The 20,790-nt window shown below is 59.6% G+C and carries 24 protein-coding genes; 7 read left to right on the forward strand and 17 right to left on the reverse strand.

The annotated features are described in order from the left end of the window. Window positions 1-55: 55 nt before the first annotated feature. Window positions 56-967 (reverse strand): flagellin N-terminal helical domain-containing protein, encoded by a 912-nt coding sequence (locus AC13QE_RS13860; protein ID WP_488484119.1) that lies wholly within the window; start codon window positions 965-967, stop codon window positions 56-58. Between the two features lie 255 nt (window positions 968-1,222). Then, window positions 1,223-2,134 (reverse strand): flagellin N-terminal helical domain-containing protein, encoded by a 912-nt coding sequence (locus tag AC13QE_RS13865; protein WP_132715819.1) that lies wholly within the window; start codon window positions 2,132-2,134, stop codon window positions 1,223-1,225. Window positions 2,135-2,466: 332 nt separating this feature from the next. Between AC13QE_RS13865 and AC13QE_RS13870 the strand changes: the two genes are divergently transcribed. Further along, on the forward strand, window positions 2,467-4,410 hold the full coding sequence (locus tag AC13QE_RS13870; protein WP_488484120.1) for an O-linked N-acetylglucosamine transferase, SPINDLY family protein: 1,944 nt from the start codon (window positions 2,467-2,469) through the stop codon (window positions 4,408-4,410). A gap of 53 nt (window positions 4,411-4,463) precedes the next feature. Here AC13QE_RS13870 and fliP read toward each other — a convergent pair whose 3' ends face one another. From fliP to flgF, 13 genes are all read right to left on the reverse strand, one after another. Continuing rightward, window positions 4,464-5,222: a flagellar type III secretion system pore protein FliP gene (gene fliP / locus AC13QE_RS13875; RefSeq protein WP_041677216.1), complete on the reverse strand. Its 759-nt coding sequence runs from the start codon at window positions 5,220-5,222 to the stop codon at window positions 4,464-4,466. Beyond that, the gene (locus AC13QE_RS13880; RefSeq protein ID WP_488484121.1) at window positions 5,219-5,713 is read right to left on the reverse strand and encodes a flagellar basal body-associated FliL family protein; all 495 of its coding nucleotides are present in this window, start codon (window positions 5,711-5,713) and stop codon (window positions 5,219-5,221) included. Before AC13QE_RS13880 ends, fliP begins: the two co-directional genes overlap by 4 nt. 23 nt (window positions 5,714-5,736) lie before the next feature. Beyond that, window positions 5,737-6,450, reverse strand: a complete 714-nt coding sequence (gene flgH / locus AC13QE_RS13885; RefSeq protein WP_112336527.1) for a flagellar basal body L-ring protein FlgH — start codon at window positions 6,448-6,450, stop codon at window positions 5,737-5,739. Next, a complete protein-coding gene (locus AC13QE_RS13890) occupies window positions 6,447-6,989 on the reverse strand; it encodes a MotE family protein (protein ID WP_488484122.1) in 543 nt (180 codons plus the stop codon). The genes flgH and AC13QE_RS13890 overlap by 4 nt, the downstream gene beginning before the upstream one ends. Further along, window positions 6,986-8,104 (reverse strand): flagellar basal body P-ring protein FlgI, encoded by a 1,119-nt coding sequence (locus AC13QE_RS13895; protein ID WP_488484123.1) that lies wholly within the window; start codon window positions 8,102-8,104, stop codon window positions 6,986-6,988. Before AC13QE_RS13895 ends, AC13QE_RS13890 begins: the two co-directional genes overlap by 4 nt. Continuing rightward, a complete protein-coding gene (gene flgA / locus AC13QE_RS13900) occupies window positions 8,101-8,586 on the reverse strand; it encodes a flagellar basal body P-ring formation chaperone FlgA (protein ID WP_405047955.1) in 486 nt (161 codons plus the stop codon). Before flgA ends, AC13QE_RS13895 begins: the two co-directional genes overlap by 4 nt. Window positions 8,587-8,620: 34 nt before the next feature. After that, on the reverse strand, window positions 8,621-9,409 hold the full coding sequence (gene flgG, locus AC13QE_RS13905) for a flagellar basal-body rod protein FlgG (protein WP_015338801.1): 789 nt from the start codon (window positions 9,407-9,409) through the stop codon (window positions 8,621-8,623). Between the two features lie 97 nt (window positions 9,410-9,506). After that, window positions 9,507-9,857 carry a flagellar hook-basal body complex protein FliE gene (gene fliE, locus AC13QE_RS13910; protein ID WP_488484124.1) on the reverse strand — a complete coding sequence of 117 codons (351 nt, stop codon included), beginning with the start codon at window positions 9,855-9,857 and terminating at the stop codon, window positions 9,507-9,509. After that, window positions 9,854-10,270, reverse strand: coding sequence for a flagellar basal body rod protein FlgC (gene flgC / locus AC13QE_RS13915; protein ID WP_015338799.1), 417 nt, complete (start codon window positions 10,268-10,270; stop codon window positions 9,854-9,856). Before flgC ends, fliE begins: the two co-directional genes overlap by 4 nt. Before the next feature lie 16 nt (window positions 10,271-10,286). Further along, complete coding sequence (gene flgB / locus AC13QE_RS13920) at window positions 10,287-10,679, reverse strand: flagellar basal body rod protein FlgB (protein WP_112336532.1); 393 nt, start codon at window positions 10,677-10,679, stop codon at window positions 10,287-10,289. Window positions 10,680-10,798: 119 nt separating this feature from the next. Next, the gene (locus AC13QE_RS13925; protein WP_132715814.1) at window positions 10,799-11,344 is read right to left on the reverse strand and encodes a flagellar protein; all 546 of its coding nucleotides are present in this window, start codon (window positions 11,342-11,344) and stop codon (window positions 10,799-10,801) included. Between the two features lie 85 nt (window positions 11,345-11,429). Next, window positions 11,430-12,815, reverse strand: coding sequence for a flagellar protein export ATPase FliI (fliI, locus tag AC13QE_RS13930; protein ID WP_488484125.1), 1,386 nt, complete (start codon window positions 12,813-12,815; stop codon window positions 11,430-11,432). Between the two features lie 12 nt (window positions 12,816-12,827). Beyond that, window positions 12,828-13,562, reverse strand: a complete 735-nt coding sequence (gene flgF, locus AC13QE_RS13935; protein ID WP_015338795.1) for a flagellar basal-body rod protein FlgF — start codon at window positions 13,560-13,562, stop codon at window positions 12,828-12,830. A 223-nt stretch (window positions 13,563-13,785) separates the two neighbouring features. Between flgF and motA the strand changes: the two genes are divergently transcribed. The 6 genes from motA to AC13QE_RS13965 all read left to right on the forward strand — a co-directional run bounded on the left by motA (window position 13,786) and on the right by AC13QE_RS13965 (window position 18,921). After that, on the forward strand, window positions 13,786-14,658 hold the full coding sequence (gene motA, locus AC13QE_RS13940) for a flagellar motor stator protein MotA (RefSeq protein ID WP_015338794.1): 873 nt from the start codon (window positions 13,786-13,788) through the stop codon (window positions 14,656-14,658). 5 nt (window positions 14,659-14,663) lie between these two features. Next, window positions 14,664-15,611: a FliM/FliN family flagellar motor switch protein gene (locus AC13QE_RS13945; protein WP_488484126.1), complete on the forward strand. Its 948-nt coding sequence runs from the start codon at window positions 14,664-14,666 to the stop codon at window positions 15,609-15,611. A 63-nt stretch (window positions 15,612-15,674) separates the two neighbouring features. Continuing rightward, entirely contained in the window at window positions 15,675-16,211 is a 537-nt protein-coding gene (fliN, locus tag AC13QE_RS13950) for a flagellar motor switch protein FliN (protein ID WP_488484127.1), read from the forward strand. A gap of 50 nt (window positions 16,212-16,261) precedes the next feature. Further along, on the forward strand, window positions 16,262-17,305 hold the full coding sequence (gene fliG / locus AC13QE_RS13955; RefSeq protein WP_132715811.1) for a flagellar motor switch protein FliG: 1,044 nt from the start codon (window positions 16,262-16,264) through the stop codon (window positions 17,303-17,305). 93 nt (window positions 17,306-17,398) lie between these two features. Beyond that, a complete protein-coding gene (flhB, locus tag AC13QE_RS13960; protein WP_488484128.1) occupies window positions 17,399-18,475 on the forward strand; it encodes a flagellar biosynthesis protein FlhB in 1,077 nt (358 codons plus the stop codon). A gap of 5 nt (window positions 18,476-18,480) precedes the next feature. Then, a complete protein-coding gene (locus AC13QE_RS13965) occupies window positions 18,481-18,921 on the forward strand; it encodes a hypothetical protein (RefSeq protein WP_112608109.1) in 441 nt (146 codons plus the stop codon). 49 nt (window positions 18,922-18,970) lie between these two features. Here the strand turns inward: AC13QE_RS13965 and visR are convergent, their stop codons facing one another. Together visR and visN are read right to left on the reverse strand one after the other, a co-directional pair. Further along, window positions 18,971-19,717, reverse strand: coding sequence for a transcriptional regulator VisR (gene visR / locus AC13QE_RS13970; protein WP_488484129.1), 747 nt, complete (start codon window positions 19,715-19,717; stop codon window positions 18,971-18,973). 11 nt (window positions 19,718-19,728) lie between these two features. Further along, a complete protein-coding gene (visN, locus tag AC13QE_RS13975) occupies window positions 19,729-20,466 on the reverse strand; it encodes a transcriptional regulator VisN (protein WP_488484130.1) in 738 nt (245 codons plus the stop codon). Window positions 20,467-20,790: the final 324 nt, after the last annotated feature.

A 20,790-nucleotide genomic window follows, 5' to 3' on the forward strand; every position in this document is an offset into this window, starting at 1 on the left:
CGCGGCGAAGGCTTGTCTGCTACCATCGACCAACGCGCTGCGTTGGTTCTTCCTATTAACGGAAGAGCGACAGGATCGACTGGCTCGAGGAGTTGGCGATCGAGAGCGACTGAACGGCCAGCTGCTGCTGCGTCTGCAGAGCGGACAGCTTGCTCGATTCCTGTTCCATGTTGGCGTCAACCAGCTTGCCCACACCCGATTCGATCGAGTCGGAAAGCGAGGAAGCAAAAGTCGTCTGCAGATCGATGCGAGCGGAGATCGAGCCGAGGCGGGAGTTCATGCTGGTCATGGAGTTCAGAGCGGTCTGAACCATGTTCAGGGCGCTGGAGATCTGGCCGCCGGTCATGCTGGAGATGTCGAGGCTGAAGACCGAAGCGCCAACCGAGCCATCCGACGTACCCAGGATGCCCGAAGTCGTGTCGATCGTGCCGCCGCTCGAGCCGAACAGAACGTTGCCGGTCGCGCTGGCGTCGAAGGCGTAGGAGGTCGTGCTGACGGAAACGGTGCCGTTGGTGCCGCGGATGAACGAGGAGACGACCGAAGCGGAGTCGCCGTTCTGAGCCATGACCCAGTTTTCGCCGTTGAACGAAGCCGACTGGGCGACGCTCTCCAGCTGCTGCTGCAGCTGGCCGATTTCTTCCTGAATGGACTTCTTGTCGACCGAACCTTCCATGGCGGTGACGAGCTTGCTCTTGATCTGGCTTACGATGTCGATGGCGCTGGTGACGGCGGTGGTTGCAGTGTCAACCTTGGCGGCGCCGAGGCCGAGAGCGTCGGAAACCGCGCCGATGGCGCTGTTGTCGGACTTCATGCTGGTGGCGATCGACCAGTAAGCGGCGTTGTCGGAAGCCTTGGAGATACGCAGGCCCGAAGAAACAGCGCCCTGCGTCTGCTGCAGGTTGGAGCCGATGCTGCGCAGCGTCTGGAGAGCAGCCATTGCGGCGTTATTGGTAAGAATGCTCGTCATGATATTTGCCCCTTTGGCAGTGGTTGAATAAGGGACATTCCGGACCTAAAACCGGTAACGGCATTCAGCATCATGCCTGTTAACCAAAATCGTTAAGGTTAACTCGCCGCTTCGATGGTCCTAAGAAACAGCAATATAGTTAAGAAAAGCTGAACTGGCTTGAGGCAAAAAATATAAAAAAAACCGCGCCTTAGACAGGCGCGGTTAACTTGTTGTTTAGGATTTTCGACCAACGCGCTGCGTTGGTTCTTCCTATTAACGGAAGAGCGACAGGATCGACTGGTTCGAGGAGTTGGCGATCGACAAGGACTGGATAGCGAGCTGCTGCTGCGTTTGCAGAGCGGACAGCTTGCTCGATTCCTGTTCCATGTTAGCGTCAACCAGCTTGCCCACACCCGACTGGATCGAGTCGGAAAGCGAGGAAGCGAAGCTCGTCTGCAGATCGATGCGGCTGGAGACAGAGCCCAGCTTCGAACCGAGGCTGGTCATGGAGTTCAGAGCGGTCTGAACCATGTTCAGGGCGCTGGAGATCTGGCCGGTCGTCATGCTGGAGATGTCGAGGCTGAAGACCGAAGCGCCAACCGAGCCATCTGACGTACCCAGGATGCCCGAAGTCGTGTCGATCGTGCCGGCGCTCGAGCCGAACAGAACGTTGCCGGTCGCGCCGGTGTCGAAGGCGTAGGAGGTCGTGCTGACGGAAACGGTGCCGTTGGTGCCGCGGATGAACGAGGAGACGACCGAAGCGGAGTCGCCGTTCTGAGCCATGACCCAGTTTTCGCCGTTGAACGAAGCCGACTGGGCGACGCTCTGCAGCTGCTGCTGCAGCTGGCCGATTTCTTCCTGAACAGCCTTCTTGTCAACCGAGCCTTCCATGGCGGTAGCAAGCTTGCTCTTGATCTGGCCGACGATGTCGATGGCGCTGCTGACGGCCGTCGAAGCGGTGTCGACCTTTGCGGCGCCGAGGCCGAGAGCGTCGGAAACCGCGCCGATGGCGCTGTTGTCGGACTTCATGCTGGTGGCGATCGACCAATAAGCAGCGTTGTCAGAAGCCTTGGAGATGCGCAGGCCCGAAGAAACAGCGGCCTGGGTGTCCTGCAGGTTGCTGCTGATACCGCGCAGCGTCTGGAGAGCGGCCATTGCGGAATTGTTGGTGATAATGCTGGTCATAGGAGTGTCCCCTGGAAACTGGATACAAAAGGAGGACATACCGGACTGAGATACCGGCGATGACGGAGCAGCTTCATGCCCCTCGATCCGTTTTCCTAGAGGACCAAACCCGTCATGTCGCAAGGAAAGTCGCATCCATTGCTTGCCAATTTCTTAAATTCGATCCGCCGGTAAGCGGCTCTCCTGAACGTAGCTAAAAATGCGTAAAGGCATTTTCCCCCGCCGCTTCGGTTTCAGGCAAGCTACGTGCGCGAAGATCGGGCGGAATCCATGATTCCGGCACTCGGCCCTTGGCGAGTGCCAGTTCAACATTCCGCTTGGAGTTCTCGCTCGTGAATACGAAAAATGCCTTTTCGACAGCGTCCGGTTTCTATCAGAAGGGACAGTATACGCGCGCGCTCGAGACCCTGAACGAGCTGCTTAACGTCGACAGGTCGCCAAAGACCTATGCATTGTTGGCGAAAACATTGCTCAAGCTCGGCTTCAGATCGGATGCGGCGAGCGCGTATGAACTGGCCGGCCGGCAAAAGCCGCAGCGCGACGACTATCTTCGCGAGGCGCTGCTGCTTCATAGCGAATGCGGCAATGACGATCAGGCTCTCGCAGTCGGCAACCTGATCCTTCCAATGGCGTTTAAGGATCCGGAGATTGCCTTCATCCTCGCTCGCATTTTCCTCGGCCGACAGCAGAAAGAACTCCTGACCAGCTTCAAGACGATACTGGTCGAGGGACCGGAGCTCAAGCATCGGCTCATGGCAGCGAAACTGCTTACCGACGATCTCTATGACGCAAGCAACCGACACCTCGTTGCGACGCTGTTCAAGAAACACCCCGACAGCATTGTCACGCGCATACTCCATCTGATCTTTGCTCGAGAGATATCCGATCTCGCGGCTGTCGACAGACACATAGCGCCGATCACAGCGGCACTGGCAAAGGGCAATCTCGACTATGTGATCCCGGACAATCCCTTCTTCCACCTGCATTGGTGTGGCGATGAAGCAATCAATAAGCATGCGGTCCACGACACAAAACCCCTGCCCGCCGGCCATGCCGAGGCTCGTCGCAAGTTGCCACACACGTGGAGCAACAAGATCCGCGTCGGTTATCTCTCGTCCGATTTCTGGCCCGGCCACGCGACAATGAAGCTGATGCAGCGGACCCTGGAGTTGCACGACAGGGATCGGTTCGAGATCACTCTCTTCGACCATTCGGATCTCGCTTCCCAGAAGGAGCAGCCGTTCGACCATCAGCAGTGGGGAACAATGGTCGACGTTCGCAGCCTGTCCGATCAAGGCACAGCAGAGGCGATCCGCGCTCGGAATATCGACATTCTTGTCGATCTCAAGGGGCACACCAAAGGAAGCCGCGCGGCTATCCTCAATCATATGGCCGCTCCGATCCAGGTTTCCTGGCTCGGTTTTCCGGGCTCCGTCGTCAATATCGATCTCGACTATATTATCGGTGATCCTTATGTGCTTCCGGATCATTCGAAGGCGCATTTCCACGAGAAATTCTGCCGGCTGCCCGAATGCTACCAGCCGAACGATCCGCTCAACCGCCCTAAGCCGCGGCCGACGACGCGCGCGCAACACGAACTGCCCGAAGGCGCCTTCGTCTTCGCCTCCTTCAACGGCAACCGCAAGATCACCTCACAAATGGTCGACGTGTGGTGCAACATTCTGAAGCGCAGCAAGAACAGTGTGCTTTGGCTGCTCTGCAACGGTCCCCGCGCAGAGGCCAATCTCTGGGCACGTCTGGAAGCGCGTGGCATCAGCCGCAAGCGGGTCATCTTCACCACACGCATTCGCTACGAGGATCACATCGACCGCCAGCAGCTGGCCGATCTCGGCCTCGACACCTTCCCCGTCAACGGCCATACGACCACATCGGAGCAGCTGTGGGGCGGTCTGCCGGTCCTCACGGTGAAGGGCACCAACTTCGCCTCACGCGTCAGCGAAAGCCTGCTGAATGCGATCGGCCTGCCCGAGCTGGTGGCCGCAGACATCCAGGCTTATGAGGACATGGCCGTGCAGCTCGCCGAGCAACCGGAGCGTATCGCTGAATTCAAGCAAATTCTGGCTGCCAATCGCTCCATCAAACCGCTCTTCGATGCGGAACGCTTCACGCAGCATCTGGAGACGGCTTTCGAAATTATGGTGGCGCGGGCCAAGCAGGGACTGGCACCCGATCACATCGACGTGCCGGCCGTACCGGAGCGCTCGAAACCGTTCATGGAAGATGACCGGAACTCGGCTGCGATCGCGGCCGAGTAAGCTTCAGCGATCATCGGGGCTGTGGCCCCGGTGATCGCCTTACGCTTTTCATATCAGTGGAAAGAGCGGACCAGGCTGCCGACCAAAAGGTTCCAGCCGTCGATCAGCACGAAGAAGAGAATCTTGAACGGTAGAGAGATCGAGGTCGGTGGCAGCATCATCATGCCCATCGCCATGACAATGGTCGATACGATCAGGTCGATGACGAGAAACGGCAGTACCACCAGGAAGCCGATTTCGAAGCCGCGGCGGATCTCCGATATCATGAAGGCCGGGATCAGAACGCGGTAATCGATCTTGTTGTCGACGACCGTCGACTGGCCGCGTTCCTTCGCCAGATCGACGAAAAGCTTCAGGTCCTTGTCACGCGTATTGTTCGACATGAAGGTGCGGAAAGGCTCGGCAATGCGCTGCACCGCGTCGGCTTCCGAAACCTGGTTGGCAAGCAGCGGCTGCACGCCATCCTTCCAGGCCTGATCGAAGGTCGGCGACATGACATAAAACGTCATGAACAGCGAAAGACTCAGCAGAATCATGTTCGACGGCGTCGTTGCGAGGCCCATGCCGGTGCGCAGGATCGAAAAGGCGATGATGAAGCGCGGAAAGCTCGTCACCATGATCAGGATACCCGGCGCGATCGACAGGATCGTCAGGAGCCCGAAGGTACGGATGATCCAGGCGGCAACCGAGCCGTTGACCGGCGCGTTCAGAAGATCGGTGGGAAGCTGCTGCGACAATTGCTGCGCCGCCGCCAGTTCAGGCGACAAGGCAGCAATCACGAATATAAATAGAGCAAGTGCTGGCCGACTCATTCGATCACGAAAGTTCTGAACATAACTTTCGATACTCGTCCTTCCGAGCGCAGGTCAACACGCTCCTGGATGTCATCCCGAAGATATTGCAGGCCACGGGCGCCTTCGATCTGCTGCAGGGAGACCGTGCGGATATAGGCGAGGATGTCCTGATGGATCGCCTGGGCAAGCTGAGCGTCGGGCGGCCCTTTGAAAACGAGCGCAAGCTCCAGCCTGATCCAGTTCTGCGAGGGATAAGCGAGGTTGACGGTGATCGGATCGAGCGCGATGGTGCCGGTTGCCTGGGCGGCGGCTGCAGCCTGCTTGCCGTCGCCGCCAGCCTTTGCCGTCGCCTGCACCGCAGCGGTGGCCTGCTTGATCCGCGGCGCCACCATGGTTCCCAGTACCCAGCCTCCGCCGCCGCCGAGTACGGTGAGTACCAGCAGCCCGGCGACCATCATGATCAGCGACGATCCCTTGCCCTTTGCCGATTCGTCTGCGACTGCTGCCATATCCCTATCCGTTCGCTATCAAATCAGAGCGGCGAGAGCAGGTCGACCGCCTGCTGCCCTCTCGGCGGCTGCTGTATTTCTGTCAGGCGGCCGCGGCCGCCATAGGAAATGCGGGCCTCGGCAATCTTGTCGTAGGAAATGGTATTATCGGACGTCACGTCCTGCGGCCGGACGATGCCGGCGACATTGAGAATGCGAATTTCCTGATTCATGCGCACTTCCTGCGAGCCGCTGATCATCAGGTTGCCGTTTTCGAGAATGCCCGTCACGACGGCAGCGACCAGAAGATTGATTTGCTCGGAGCGCTGCATCTTGCCCTTGCTGTCGGTGCTGGTGTCGGAGCCCGAGGTGGCGTCGGCGTTGGTGGCAGGCCTCCAGCCAAAAATCTTGGCCGAAATATCCCAATTCATATCGCTCTTGTTCGTGCGATTGCGATTGGTCTCGTTGTCCCAGTTCGCCTTGTCGTTGATCTGGATCGTGACGGTCAGGATGTCGCCGACATTGAGCGCGCGCGAATCCTTGAACAAAGCGGCCTGCGAATCGTTCCAGAGCGAATAGCCCTGCGCGACCTGGTGCGGCCGCTTCGGATATTGAGACATCTGCGGCGTCTGCGCATATTGCAGGCCGCTGCCGATCGGACTCATGGCAGGCGCCCTGCCGATTTCCCTGAGGGCCTGCGACTGGCAACCGGCGAGAAAGACGACGATTGCGCAGGCGGCCGTAAGACGCGTGTTCATGAGGGGTCCTTCGACTTCGATGTATTCGGGTCGGATGCGCTGGCGATAATGTTGGTGATGACCGCCGCCTTTTTCGCATCCATCTCTGCAAGAATGAGGCTCGACTGGCGCGCGGAGAGCTTCATGATGATTGCAGCCGCCACGACGGTTCTGACATCATTGAGGCTGGCTGCGGCCGCATCCGGCTTCATATTCTTGTAGATATCGACCAGGCCTAGATCCGCGGTCTTGAGGAAGTCATCGCGCTTTTTCAGCCAGTCTTCGTATTCGGCCTTGCGCTTGTCCATGGTGGCGATGCGCTGATCGACATCGGCCTGAAGTTTTTCCAGTTCCTGCTTTTGCAGCAGATAGCGTTGGTCCCGTGCCGGATCGGCGATATTGGTGCAGAACTGGCGGATCTCATCCTGGCTGGAAGCCGGATCGGCGGTGATCGGCTTCGGCGCTTCCTGCGCCAGAGCCGCACCGAGCGACAGGAGCAGGGCTGCCGTTGCGAGGCTGCAGCCGATCAGCATATTTCTGGCAATGGCGTTCGGGATCATTGCAGCACGAGCTCCGCTTGCAGGGCGCCGGCCGACTTGATGCCTTGCAGGATGGCGATGATGCCGTCCGGCTTGACGCCGATATTGTTGAGGCCTGCGACCAGCGTCTTCAGGTCAGGCCCTTCCAGCACCGCCACACGGCCGCCGCTCTTGGTGGCAGTGATATCGGTCTGGTCCTGGATCGCCGTCTGGCCATCGGAGAAGGGTTCTGGCTGGATCACCTGCGGGTTCTCGCTCACCTGCACGGTCAGCGTTCCGTAGCTGACGGCGACCGGCGAGACGCGGACGTCGGCGCCAATGACGATCGTACCCGTGCGCTCGTTGATGACGACCTTGGCTGGCGTGTCGGTCTGAACATTGAGATTTTCGATATCGGCCATCAGCCGCGCCAGGTCGGCCATCTTCGGCTTGGCGATCGTGACTTCCTGCGAATCCTTGGCTTCTGCGATCGGCGCGCCAAACCGCGAAGTCGCCCAGGTGTTGACCGTGTCGGAAATGCGGATCGATGTCGAGAAATCCGGATTGCGCAGCTGCAGGACCAGATTGACGGAATCCTTGAAACGCGACGGCAGTTCACGCTCGATGATGGCACCGCCGGGCACGCGGCCAGCCGTGGTAACACCCTCGGTCACCGTGGCGGCGGCACCCTGTGCCTGGAAGCCGGATACGATGACGGAGCCCTGCGCCACGGCATAGATCTGTCCATCGGCGCCGCTCAGCGAGGTCATGATCAGCGTGCCGCCGCGCAGCGACGTCGCATCGCCGAGCGAGCTGACCGTCACGTCGATGCGGCTGCCCGGGCTTGCAAAGGGCGGCAGGTTCGCCGTCACCATGACGGCTGCGGTGTTCTTGGCGGCGGACTGGCCGCCTTGCGTCGAGATGCCGAGGTTCTGCAGCATCGCGCGCATGGACTGCTCGGTGAAAGGCGAGGAACGCAGGCCGTCGCCGGTCCCCTGGAGACCGACGATCAGACCGTAGCCGATCAGCTGGTTGTCACGGCCGGATTGCAGCGATGCGATATCCTTGATGCGCGATTGCATCGCGAGCGCCGGATCGGCGACGATCAGGCTCGGCAATGCGAATAGGACTGCGAGTAATTGACGAAACCGTTTCATTTCGCGACCACGCGTATCGTGCCGTTTTGGAGGACCGTGCCGTTGACGATGATGCCGGAGTCCATGTTGCGGGCGCGGATATTGTCGCCGACGGCGCCGTCATCCAGCGGCGTACCCGCCGCGGTGATCGTCATGCTGCCCATGCTCATCACCAGACGAACATTGGAGCCGCGCGTTACCGCATATGGCTGGCGCAGCGCGGAAATGGAAATGGTGCGGCCGGGAAGCAGCGTGCGCTTCGAGACCAGGCCGGTCACCTCGCGGAGCCGCTTAGCATAGTCACCGCTCAGATTGGGGTTGGTGACATCAACCTCTTCGAGCTGACCGCTGGTGATGATATCGCCCGGATAGATCGTCTCGGTCGGCACCACGGCAGTTCCGAAACTTCCTCCATCGGCGCTCTGCGCACCGGCGGGTGTAGGCGACGCAAATACGACGGAGAGGCTCGCTGCGGCGAACCATGCCATTGCCAAGCTTTTCATCCGGCGAAACCTCATGTTTGGCCCGTCCCTCTCGTTACTTCAGGTTCTTGCTGACGACCTGCGCCATTTCGTCGGCCGTGGTAATGACCTTCGAATTCATCTCATAGGCGCGCTGCGCGGTGATCAGATCGGTGATTTCCTTGACCGGATCGACGTTCGACGATTCGAGATAGAATTGCTTCATGTAGCCGAAGCCGTTCTGGTTGGGATCTGAGACAACCGGATCGCCGGAGGCCGGCGTCTGCGTGAAGAGGTTGCTGCCCATCGGCTGCAGGCCCGCTTCGTTGACGAAATTGGCGATCTGCAACTGGCCGAGTACCGTCGGCGTCGTCGCCGTGCCGATGATTGCAGAAACCTGGCCGGACTGGCTGACGGTGAGGCTGGTGGCATTGTTCGGAACGGTAATGCCCGGCGCCAACGTGTTGCCATCGGGCGTGACGATCTGGCCGGTATCGCTTCTGTTGAAAGAGCCGGCGCGGGTATAGGCTATCGTGCGGTCGGGCATCTGGATCTGGAACCAGCCGCGACCGACCAGGGCGATATCGAGATCGTTCTGTGTCTGCGAGAGTTGGCCCTGGACCTGGATGTTGCGTACGGCCACGGTCTGCACGCCGAGGCCGATATTGGCGCCTTCCGGCACCACCGCCTGATTCGGCCTGTTGGCAATGCCCTTGGCGCGTTCCGTTTGATAAAGAAGGTCGGAAAACTCGGCGCGCGAGCGCTTGTAACCCGTCGTGTTGATGTTCGCGATGTTGTTCGCGATCACTTCGAGATTGGTCTGCTGGGCGTCCATGCCCGTCGCGGCAATTGCGAGCGCTCTCATGCTTTCGTCCTTCGAGCCAGGGCGGGATCTCCGAAACCGCAAAGCGGCCTGCGAACAATTCACGCCAAATCAAATAATTAGAGCGGAAAACCCCGCACTAGATCTGCATCTTCGTAATATCGAGAAACGCTGAGACCACCTTGTCGCGCAGTGCGATCGCGGTCTGCAGGGTCTGATCGGCCTGCATGACCTTGTCGACCACCTCGCGGGTGTTCATCGTGCCCTTGATACCGGCAAAGGAGGCGTTTTCAGCATCCTTCAGTGAATTGATGGAATCCTTCGCGACATTCGACATGACGGACGCAAAGCTCATTCCGGCATCTACGCCCGCGGCAACGGCCGGCGAGGCGTTCAGCGCGCCGGAAGCGGCGGAGGTCATATCCGTGGCGATGCTGCCGAGGCCGCGGGTCGCCGAGAGGGAGGCTACATTCTTAATCGCGTCGATCATTGGTTCTTCAGCAAATCAATAGTGGAGGAGATGAGATCACGGGCCTGTCTGACCGTCTGCAGATTGGCCTCGTATGAACGGTTGGCCTCCCTCATGTCGGCCATCTCGACCAGAACGTTGACGTTGGGCATCTTGACGTAGCCCTTCTGGTCGGCGGCAGGATTACTGGGATCGTATTCTTCGACGAACCTGCCCGTGTCCTCGCCGAGCTTCTTGACACCGACCGTGGTCAGGCCATTGGTGCGATCCATCTCGGCACCGAACGTCACGGTCTTGCGCCGATAAGGATCGGCACCCGGCGTGTCGCCCGTCGAGCGGGCATTGGCGATATTTTCGGAGACGATACGCAGGCGAGTCGATTGAGCCTCCAGGCCGGAGCCTGCAATTTTCAATGCGGCTGATAAGGGGTCCATGACATCTTCACTTCATCTATTGTTTTACGGCCATCAACATCATGCGATGAAAGGAGCCGACGAGGGCGGTGTTCAAGCTGTACTGGCGCTTGATGTCACCGGCCTTGGCGAGCTCGTCCTCCAGGCCGACGGTGTTACCCGACTCCTGGACACCAATTTCCTGGTTTAGCGGCGCCTCTTCGACGTTGACGTTGCCGCTCGTGCTGAATTCGTTGCCCGAAAGATGCGCAGGACTGGTCCGGACCATGTTGACGTTCTGGTTGTCCAGAACTGCCTGGAACGGCGTGACATCCTTGGCGTGAAACTTCGGGGTATTGGCATTGGCGATATTGCCGGCAACAACCTGCTGACGCACCTGGAGCCACTCCGCTTGCCGCGAGGCCAGGTCAAAGAGCTGAATGGGTTGCATGGGCTTCTCTCCGTTCTTACACTGTGAATCTAGCGGGATAATCTTGCGTGGGACTTGCGGGAAATGCGTTCCTGTAAAGTCTTCGAAGTGCCTGAAATCCAGGCGATTCCGTGCTTGCCTCAATTGCTGCCGTAGACATCGCCCGTCGAGGTGACGATGACCCATTTTCCTTCCCGCTGCTCGATCGAAGCCAGCCGGCTGCTGTCGGGTAGAAGCGATCCGACACGGACGACATACATGCCGGTGTCGTCCTCAATCAGAGCGCGGCCGTTGGCGACATGCAGCAGCTGGAAGGCAGACTTGCCGGGGAACGGCTGCTGATCGGCCGGAGGCCCCTTGTCATCCTCGCGGCCGGTATTGCTGACCGTTGCCGTCGTCAGCGGATCGGGGATGAGATCCTTCGGTTGCGAGGGATTCTTGTTGACCATGGCAAGCGGCGACACGCTGACAACGGCGCGGCCGGGCCAGTTCGGCAGATCGCGGGTGCGATCGCCTTCAGCCACCTGGATGCCGAACTTCTCCGGGTTCAGAAAGACATACCAGGGAAAGAAGGCCGAGGCACCGGCCAGCGCCAGGCCGGTAAAGGCCAGAGCCCTGTCCGCAACAGTTCGCCTTCTCGCCGATTTCGGCGGGGCGACCGGTTCGTCTGCTTCGGATTCTCTCACTTGCGGCCTCTTTCTCAGCATGACGTTCAGCAATCTTCGACAGGCTTGCGGACAGGAAAAAACGAGATCGTGCGACGGACGGCCATCACTTGGCCCTGGCGGGGACGCCGCCCGAAGCATTCCTGAGGGCCGTCGCGAGATCGGTGAAAGCATCCGCCGACGGCTCTTCGCCGGGCGTCTGCTTCAGTATGTCGTAGATGATCGGCACCTGGCGCACCGCGATATCGAGATCGGCGTCGGCGCCCTGGCGATAACCGCCGATCAGGCGCAGGTCGCGCGTTTCCTCGTAGCGATGCACCAATGCCTTCAGGCGCGAAACCAGCTTTTCCTGATCCGAAGTCCAGGCCTTGCGCGCTAAGCGCGACACGGATGCCAGCGGGTCGATCGGCGGATAGCGTCCCTCTTCGGCGAGGCTACGCTGCAGTACGATGTGACCATCGAGAATGCCACGGGTGGAATCGGCGATCGGGTCGTTATGATTGTCACCATCGACGAGGATGGAGATGATGGCGGTGATGGTGCCGGTCCCCTCCGGTCCCGGGCCTGCCCGCTCGAGAAGGCGTGGCAACTCGGTAAAGACGGACGCCGGATATCCGCGTGCGATCGGCGGCTCGCCGGAGGCAGTCGCCACTTCGCGGATGGCATGAGCAAAACGGGTGACGCTGTCGACGATCAGGAGAACGTTATCGCCCCTGTCGCGGAAATGCTCGGCAATAGTGATGGCCGAAAGCGGCGCCATCTTGCGCAGCATCGGGCTCTCGTCGCTGGTCGCAACGACGGCGACCGACTTCTGCATGTGGGAACCCAGCGTATCCTCGATGAATTCGCGCACTTCACGGCCGCGTTCGCCGACGAGCGCGATCACCACCTTGTCGAAAGCATCGGCCCTCGCCAGCATCGACAGCAGCGTCGACTTGCCGACGCCGGAGCCGGCGAAGATGCCGAGGCGCTGGCCAAGGCAGAGCGGCGAGAAGATATCGATGGCGCGAACGCCGGTTTTGAAGCCGGTTTCAACACGCTTGCGCATCATCGACGGCGGTGCCGTATTCGCGATCGAGCGCGCTTCCAGACCCGATGTCAGGGGACCAAGGCCATCGATCGGCTCGCCGAGTGAGTTGATCGTGCGGCCGCACCAGCTGTCATCGGGCGCAATACGGAAAGCACCCTTGCGGATGATGGTGTCCTGGATGCCGATCGGCTCGCCCGGCTCGATCGGACAGACATAGGTGAGTTCCGGTTCGACACGAACGACTTCGCCGAGATGGACACCGGTCGACGACCGATGCGCGACGAAATCGCCGAGACGCACCTGCCTGGAAAGACCGGCAACCGTATAATGTCCAGCGGCGATGGTGCGCACATGACCGCCATTGGCCACGGCATTCTCCGCCAGCGCATATTGGCCCGCCAGGACGGCCATATGCGAAAGCTTCGGCGACAGCGCGCCCTCCGGCAACCGATCCTCGACCATGACAAGCCCTCTTTATTGGCTGCCGCCGAGGGTTTTGATGGCGTCGGTGAGCGTGCCCTCGCTGCTGCTGGTGAGCGTGCTGATGTTGTCGAAGGCACGGCTGACCTCGATAAGATTGGTCATTTCCCGCATGCCGTTGACGTTGGAGTTTTCGAGGTAGCCCTGTGCAATCCCGATGCTCGAGCGATCGATAACCGGCTGCGGCGTATCGGTCGGCAGGATGCCGCTGTTTTCGTAGCGCAGGAAGCCCTTGCTGACATCGGCGCTATAGAGACCGATCTGGCCCATGCTCCGGCCATTCTGCGTGATCGTGCCGTTCGACGCGACGCTCGGCGGACCGCCGGCGGGGTCGAGCTGGATCGGCGCACCGCCCGGATCGAGGACCGGGAAGCCGCGCGTGGAAACCAGCGCGCCGCTTTCGGTCATGGTGAAGCGGCCGTCGCGCGTCAGCACCAGGCCGGCCGGCGTATTCATGCCGAAATAGGCATCCCCCTTGACGGCAAAATCGAAGAGATTGCCGGTGTTTTGAAGTTCGCCATTGTCGGTAGAGAGATAATCATTGCCCTGAGAGACGAAGGCGACCTTGGCATTGAGCTTGTTTTCCGTATTGCTGAGGACCTGATCGAACTTGACCTCGGTGCCACGGAAGCCCGTTGTGTTCACGTTCGCCAGATTGTCGGCGATCGTCGTCAGACGCCGCTCGAGCGCCATCTGGGATGACAGCGCGACATAAATACCAGACTGCATTTTCAACGCCCTCCGGACATTGGAGAATAACGGGAAAGGAAACGCCGCGGGCGCTCCTACATTTCGTTAGCGGGGCATGGATGCCCTTACCCGCCATCCTGCAGGGCTTGGCTTGTGCGAAGCTGACAAGGCAAAAAGGATGTTCGGAGACCTATCGAACAGCCTCACGCAAGGCAGGTCCCCTAGTTCATCATATGAAGCAACGTTCAGGTGTGGACCGACGATGAATATTATTATCGGATTTGTAGTGACCTGCGGCTGCATCATAGGCAGCTTCATGGCTATGGGCGGAGATGTAGGCGCGCTGTTCCAGCCTTTCGAATTCGTCATTATCGCAGGCGCCGGTCTCGGCGGCTTCATCATGGCCAATCCGATGAAGGTGGTGAAGGATTCCGGCAAAGCGCTCGGAGAGGCCTTCCGCCATGCGGTTCCCAAGGAGCGCGACTATCTCGACACGCTCGGCGTACTCTATGCCCTGATGCGCGACTTGCGTACCAAGTCGCGCAACGAGATCGAAGCCCATATCGACAATCCCGATGAATCGGCGATCTTCAAGGCTGCTCCGACGGTATTGAAGAACAAGGATCTGACGGCTTTCATCTGCGACTACGTCCGGCTCATCATCATCGGCAATGCCCGCTCGCACGAGATCGAGGCACTGATGGACGAAGAGCTCGAAACGATGCAGCACGACAAGATGAAGCCCTATCATTCGATCACGATCATGGGCGATTCCTTCCCGGCGATCGGTATCGTTGCTGCCGTTCTCGGTGTCATCAAGGCCATGAGCCACATCAACGAATCACCCGAGGTGCTCGGTCATCTCATCGGTTCGGCGCTGGTCGGCACCTTCCTCGGCATTATCCTGTCCTATTCCGTCTGCGCACCGCTGGTTTCCCAGATCAAGGTCGTGCGCAACAAGCAGCATCGCCTCTATGTCATCGTGAAGCAGACGCTGCTTGCCTACATGAACGGATCGGTGCCGCAGGTCGCCCTCGAATACGGCCGCAAGACCATCTCTTCCTACGAACGTCCATCGATCGATGCCGTCGAGCAGGAAATGATGAACCCCGGTGGTGAGAGCAAGGCAGCCTGACGAATATGAGCCAGCAATCATCGCACAGAGCACAGACGATGGACCGCACCCTTTTTGCCAAGCTTACAGGCAATCTCGGCGATCAGGCGACGCTTGCGAAACTCGGCACCGCCTTCGCCCAGGTCTATGCCGAATTCCTGCCCGACATCATCAAGACTGAGACGGGCCTGGACATCAACATCGCCTATGCCGGCCATCAGTCCGGCTCGATGAACGAGCTGATTGCCGGGCTCGGTGGCCATCATGCGCTGGTCAACGGTTCGCTGCGCAACTGGGCCCCGAACTTCATCCTCGGCTGCGGCGCCGGCTTTATCATGACGCTGATGGAGCATATGCTGGGCGCACGCGCTGAAGATATGGAAGCGCCGGTCGCGCGGCCACTTTCAGTGATCGAACTCGATCTTTCCGTCATGGTGTTCGAAAAGATCGCCAAAGTGCTTCGCTCGGCGGTGAGCGCAGCCGGCGGTTTCGAGCCCTACCTCGATCCGCCCTACAATATCGAGGATCGCCCGGCGGCCATCGGTGACAACGGTAACGAGTTTGCCGCTGCGATCACGATGACGATCTCGCTCGGCAAGTCGATTTCGCAGATCGTTATCATCGCACCGCAACGCGACCTGCTGCGCACCGTCGTCAGCACGCCTCGCGCCAAGAACCCGACAGCCGCTTCCCAGACATGGTCGGAGCAGCTCAGCGAACAGGTGCGCCGCTCGCAGGTAACGCTCGAGGCGCGAGTTCGGCTCGAATCTCTGACGCTCGATACCATTTCCAAGCTCGCGGTCGGCGATGTCATTCCCTTTATGGATCATAGCGGCGACGTCCGGGTCGAGGTCAGCGCCAACAGCAAAGACCTCTACATTTGCGAATTCGGCCGCTCCGGCGAAAATTATACCGTGCGCGTCAAGGACAACGTCAATTCCGATGACGAGCTTCTTCGACACTTGATGAATTGATCTGCTGGCGTGTGAGCCCACTCACGGCAGCTTGAGGCAAGTTTCAACTGGAATAGTGATTTCATGGCTACGAAGACGACACAGCAAAGCAGCGAGGAATCGCTCGACATTTCGAACAGCGATGCCGCCTTGGACGAGGCCATCGATGGTCTGCGGGGCGTCCTGAAGAAAGACAATGACGGCAGCCTGCCCGACTTCGAGACCGACGCATTCGGCACTGAAACGGGCACGGACCTTTCCACCTTCGGCGATTTCGGCGACGACAATTCCGCTCCGGCCTTCGATGACGGCGAGTTCGGCGTCGCTTCCGCGGCGGCCGCACCGGCTGCTCCCGGCAGCGCGCTGACCGCCAATATGGACCTGATCATGGACATCCCGATCGACGTCCAGATCGTGCTCGGCAGCAGCCGCATGCCGGTATCCGGCCTGATGAACCTGACTGAAGGCGCCATCATCGCGCTCGACAAGAAGATCGGCGAGCCGGTCGAGATTACTGTGAACGGCCGCAAAATCGGCCGGGGCGAGATTACCGTTCTGGAACATGACGACACCAGATTCGGCATCAAGCTCACTGAAATTTATAACGCGAAGAAAAGCTGAACCCTGCTCATGACGAGCCCACTCCCCCTTGCGGGACGGAGACGAAGACCATGATGGACTTTGACGATTTCAGCGGCGCGATCGCCGAGAAACCGTTATCTCAGACTGAAAAGGCAGCCGCCGTCCTTCTCGCCATGGGCAAGCAAGTGGCTGGACGGCTGCTGAAATACTTCACGCAGAACGAGCTGCAGATGATCATCGCCTCGGCGCAATCACTGCGAGTTATTCCGCCGGACGAGCTGGCGCAGCTCGTGGCGGAATTCGAGGACCTCTTCACCGAGGGCGCCGGCCTCATGGATAACGCCAAGGCCATCGAGAGCATTCTCGAAGAGGGCCTGACGCCCGACGAGGTCGACAGTCTGCTCGGCCGCCGTACCGCCTTCCAGGCTTACGAGACCTCCATCTGGGATCGCCTGGGCGAGGCCGATCCGGTCTTCGTTGCCAAGTTCTTCCTGCGCGAGCATCCTCAGACGATCGCCTATGTGCTCTCCATGATGCCTTCGGCCTTCGGCGCCAAGATCCTGCTGCAGCTTCCCGAGGCACAGCGCGCCGACATCATGAACCGCACGGTCAACATTAAGGATGTCAGCCCGAAGGCTGCCCAAATCATCGAAAACCGCGTGCTCGGGCTGATGGCGGAGATCGACACAGAGCGCAACGCCTCCGGTTCCACGAAGGTCGCCGACCTGATGAACGAACTCGACAAGCCGGTCGTCGATACCCTGCTGAGTTCGCTGGAATCGATCAACAAGGAATCGGTCGAGAAGGTTCGCCCGAAGATCTTCCTCTTCGACGATCTCACGCGCATGCCGCAGCCGAGCCGCGTCCTGCTGCTCAACGACATCGCCGCCGACATCCTGACGATGGCGCTGCGGGGATCCGGCAACGAGATCCGGGAGATCGTGCTGTCCTCGATCAGCCCGCGTCAGCGCCGCATGATCGAATCCGACCTGCAGATGGGCAATGCCGGCATCAATCCGCGCGAAATCGCAATTGCCCGGCGTGCCATCGCCCAGGAAGCCATCCGTCTGGCCAACTCCGGCCAGATCGAGCTCAAGGCCAAGGAAAATACGCCTGTGGAAGAAGCCGCATAAGCGCGGCGCGACTCAGCCAAAACATCGTAAACTGATGATCTGAGGGCCGCGTATCATGCGCGGCCTCTTTCCGTTTCGCAAAGGGCGGCTGCTTTGGCTGACGAAGACAAGGACAGTAAAACAGAAAAACCGACGGAGAAAAAACTCCGCGATACGATCGAGAAGGGCAATGTCCCTCACTCCAGGGAAGCGACGCTCTTTGCTTCCATGCTCGCGACTGTCATCTACGTCACCTTCTTTCTGCCAGAGCGCATGGGCCGCATGGGCGAGGTTCTACGCGACCTCTTCGAAAAGCCGGATCAATGGCAGCTGGAAACGGGCCCGGATGCCATATCGCTGTTTACGCGCATAGGCTGGGAAGTCGGTAACATGGTGCTGCCGGCCGTGGTGCTCTTCTTCATCTTCGGGATCGGCGCCTCGATCTTTCAGAACCTGCCGACCCCCGTTCTCGAACGAATCAGGCCGCAGTTTTCCCGCATATCGCCGGCCAAAGGGTTCACGCGCATCTTCAGCGCCACCGGCCTGGTGGAATTCGGCAAATCCCTTGCAAAAATCGTGCTTGTCAGCATCGTCATGTTTTTCGTGCTGCGCAGCCAGTATTTCCATGCGATCGATTCGATGGTGTCCGACCCGCAGACGATCTTCGTGCGGCTCTCGACGATCGTTCAGCGCATCCTGATCATCGTGCTGCTGACGACCATCGTCGTTGGCATCGCCGACCTGCTGTGGAGCCGCCACCACTGGTTCGACCAGTTGAAGATGACGAAGCAGGAGATCAAGGACGAACACAAGCAGTCGCAGGGCGATCCGATCGTCAAGTCGCGCCAGCGTTCGATCGCGCGCGATCGCGCTCGCCGCCGCATGATGAAACAGGTGCCGCGCGCCACGCTCGTCATCGCCAACCCGACCCACTTTGCCGTCGCGCTGCGCTATGTGCGCGAGGAAAACGACGCGCCCGTCGTCGTTGCCAAGGGCCAGGATCTTATTGCCTTGAAAATCAGGGAGATAGCTGAGGCTAACAATATTCCCGTTTTCGAAGATCCGCCGCTCGCACGCTCCATGTTTGCGCAAGTCTCGGTTGATAGCGTCATACCATCAGCATTTTACAAAGCTGTCGCAGAGCTCATCCATCGGGTCTATGCGGCGCAGACGAAAAAACGGGTACGATAAACCAAATGAAAAAATGCCCCTACTCTGCCCAACGCGAACAAATATTAGCCGAAGCCATTAGCCCGGTCGCAAGCGAACTGCGCCTTCTCGATGCCGCCGATCTGATCTCGCTGCTGCGCTTCGAACGATATGGCAATCTCGGTGATCTCGTGGCCTCGGCGGCTGAGCTTTATTTTCTTCCCGGCACGGTCAACTTCGGGCTCGGCGGCGACTACAAGCTCGAGTGGGGCGGGCCGGCGGAAGTGACGCTCGATCTGGAGATCAAGCCGCGGGGCATCACCATCTACGCCAAGCTCGCGCTGACGGAACATCATGCGGGCATCGAAATCAGCCACATCGCCTTCGACAAGGCCTCGTCCGACCCGGACGAAAATACGGCACTGCTTGCACGCAGCCTGAGAGACGCACGTTACCTCGTCCGCGGCGAAGCGGCACACGCAGTCTGAAAAATCCAACATTGCAAGACTTGCGAGGATGATCCGTTTCGGTGCAGCGTCAGCTTATGTAGCCGAAGCGGATCGCCTTTGCGATTGCCTGGATGCGGTTGACGCTATCGAGCTTGATCGTCGCCGATCCGAGATAGGCATTGACCGTATGTACCGACAATCCCAGTTTCTCGGCAATCTCCTCGCTGATGCGCCCGTCGCCGGCAAGCTGCAGACAGGCGATTTCGCGCTCGCTCAGCGCTTCGGCGGCCTGTGACCGGCGTTCATCCAGTGACAGGAGCTCCATCATGAGCTGGCAGCTGCGGCCGTGCAGCTCGACGATCATATCGCTCGAAAGGTCCATGAACTTGGCCGTGAAGACGGTATAGCCATTGCCGACGGCACCGAGCCGCACGGGAAAGGCAACGCCGGAAAAGGGCAGGAGATGCGGCTTCAGGCGCTGCGTGAAGGCGGCAAAATCTGGCGTCTCGGCCGTGCTGTCGCTATCGCGCCCGTTCCACATCAGCGGCAGCAACGATTTGTCGATATGCTCGATCAGCGCTTCGCCATAGGCCTCCACGAAGGATTTGCCGACGACCGAGTTGGCCGAGCCCCAATTATCGAGCTCGCATACCAGGCGCTGCTTATGCGGGAGGCCTGAGCCGTGCAGCCGATAAACGGCGAAATGCTGCGCATCGATCAGCTTCTGCATCGACACGAGCTTCGGGTACAGGTCGGAGCGGCCGGAGATCCGCCCGGAACGGGTAAGCCGTGATTCGGTCGGCATACCCATTGTCCTGTCTGGCTGATAGCGCATCCGGTCGGCCCTTAAACGAAATTGTTGCGCACGGCGAAGGCGATCGCTTCCGAGCGGGTCTTGGTCGCGGTCTTGCGCATGACACTGGTGATGTAGTTATTGATGGTATTGCGCGAGATCCCGAGAATCATGGCGATCTCGTCGCTCGTCTTGCCTTCGGCGATCCAGAACAGGCATTCCAGTTCGCGCTCGGTCAGCTCGAAATCGCGCTCAAGCTTACCCTCGAAGCAACGCGTCGAGCTGGCGAGATAGCCGGCCAGGAGGCCGACGTCCCTCAGCCGCTCGGGCGACAGTACTGCCGCTTCATTCGCCAGTAGCAGCAACGAGAAGCGTGTTCGGCCAACATTGAACGTCAAGGCGTGATACTGACGGCCTATACCGTCAGGCAGCGCGATATCATCCGGCAGGGCCGCCAGGCTCGGCTGAAACAGCGCCATGCATTTTTCCAGCTCGCCGATACGGCCATACCCGCTCGTCAGTTCCGTCGCCAAACGCCGGACGAGATCGAAGGGCCAATCGGAGGCAATCACGAAGTCGAGGCCGCTTTCCTGGATGAGATCGGATCGGACCAGAAGATAATGGGAGGCACCGGCATAGCTCGCCAAGGCATGAAGGCCGGCTTGCAGATAGGCAGGGCCGGAAACTGCACTCAGCTGCAGAACGAGCTGCTCGCGCGAGATGGCTCTGGCGGCCACGCTCGATCGCGCATCCCTATCGCCTTTGCTTACCTGCGATATCTGCATGTCCATACTTGCATTTCCTGCCGCTGTTGGACGATCAGCCGTCAACGAGAGCATTGTTTCGTCAGAACCCAATCCCTTCACCTCAGAGAACCGGCGACGTATCTCGACGAAACATCGAAGCCCGGTCTTTCTCGACCGCGGCACAGATACATCCCGGCGGGTTCGGGAAGGTGAGCATAGCTCGCCTCTGAATTCGACATCCGCAATCGTGTCGGCATACATCGCCGCAAACACAAACCGCGAACCATGGACTAAATCTTTCCGCTTTGAACTCTACGAACTTAGACATGAGAAACGCCGAAAAGCGGGCCGAATCGTTCCGTTTATTCA

The sequence above is a fragment of the Martinezella sp. CNPSo 3957 genome, assembly GCF_057784395.1.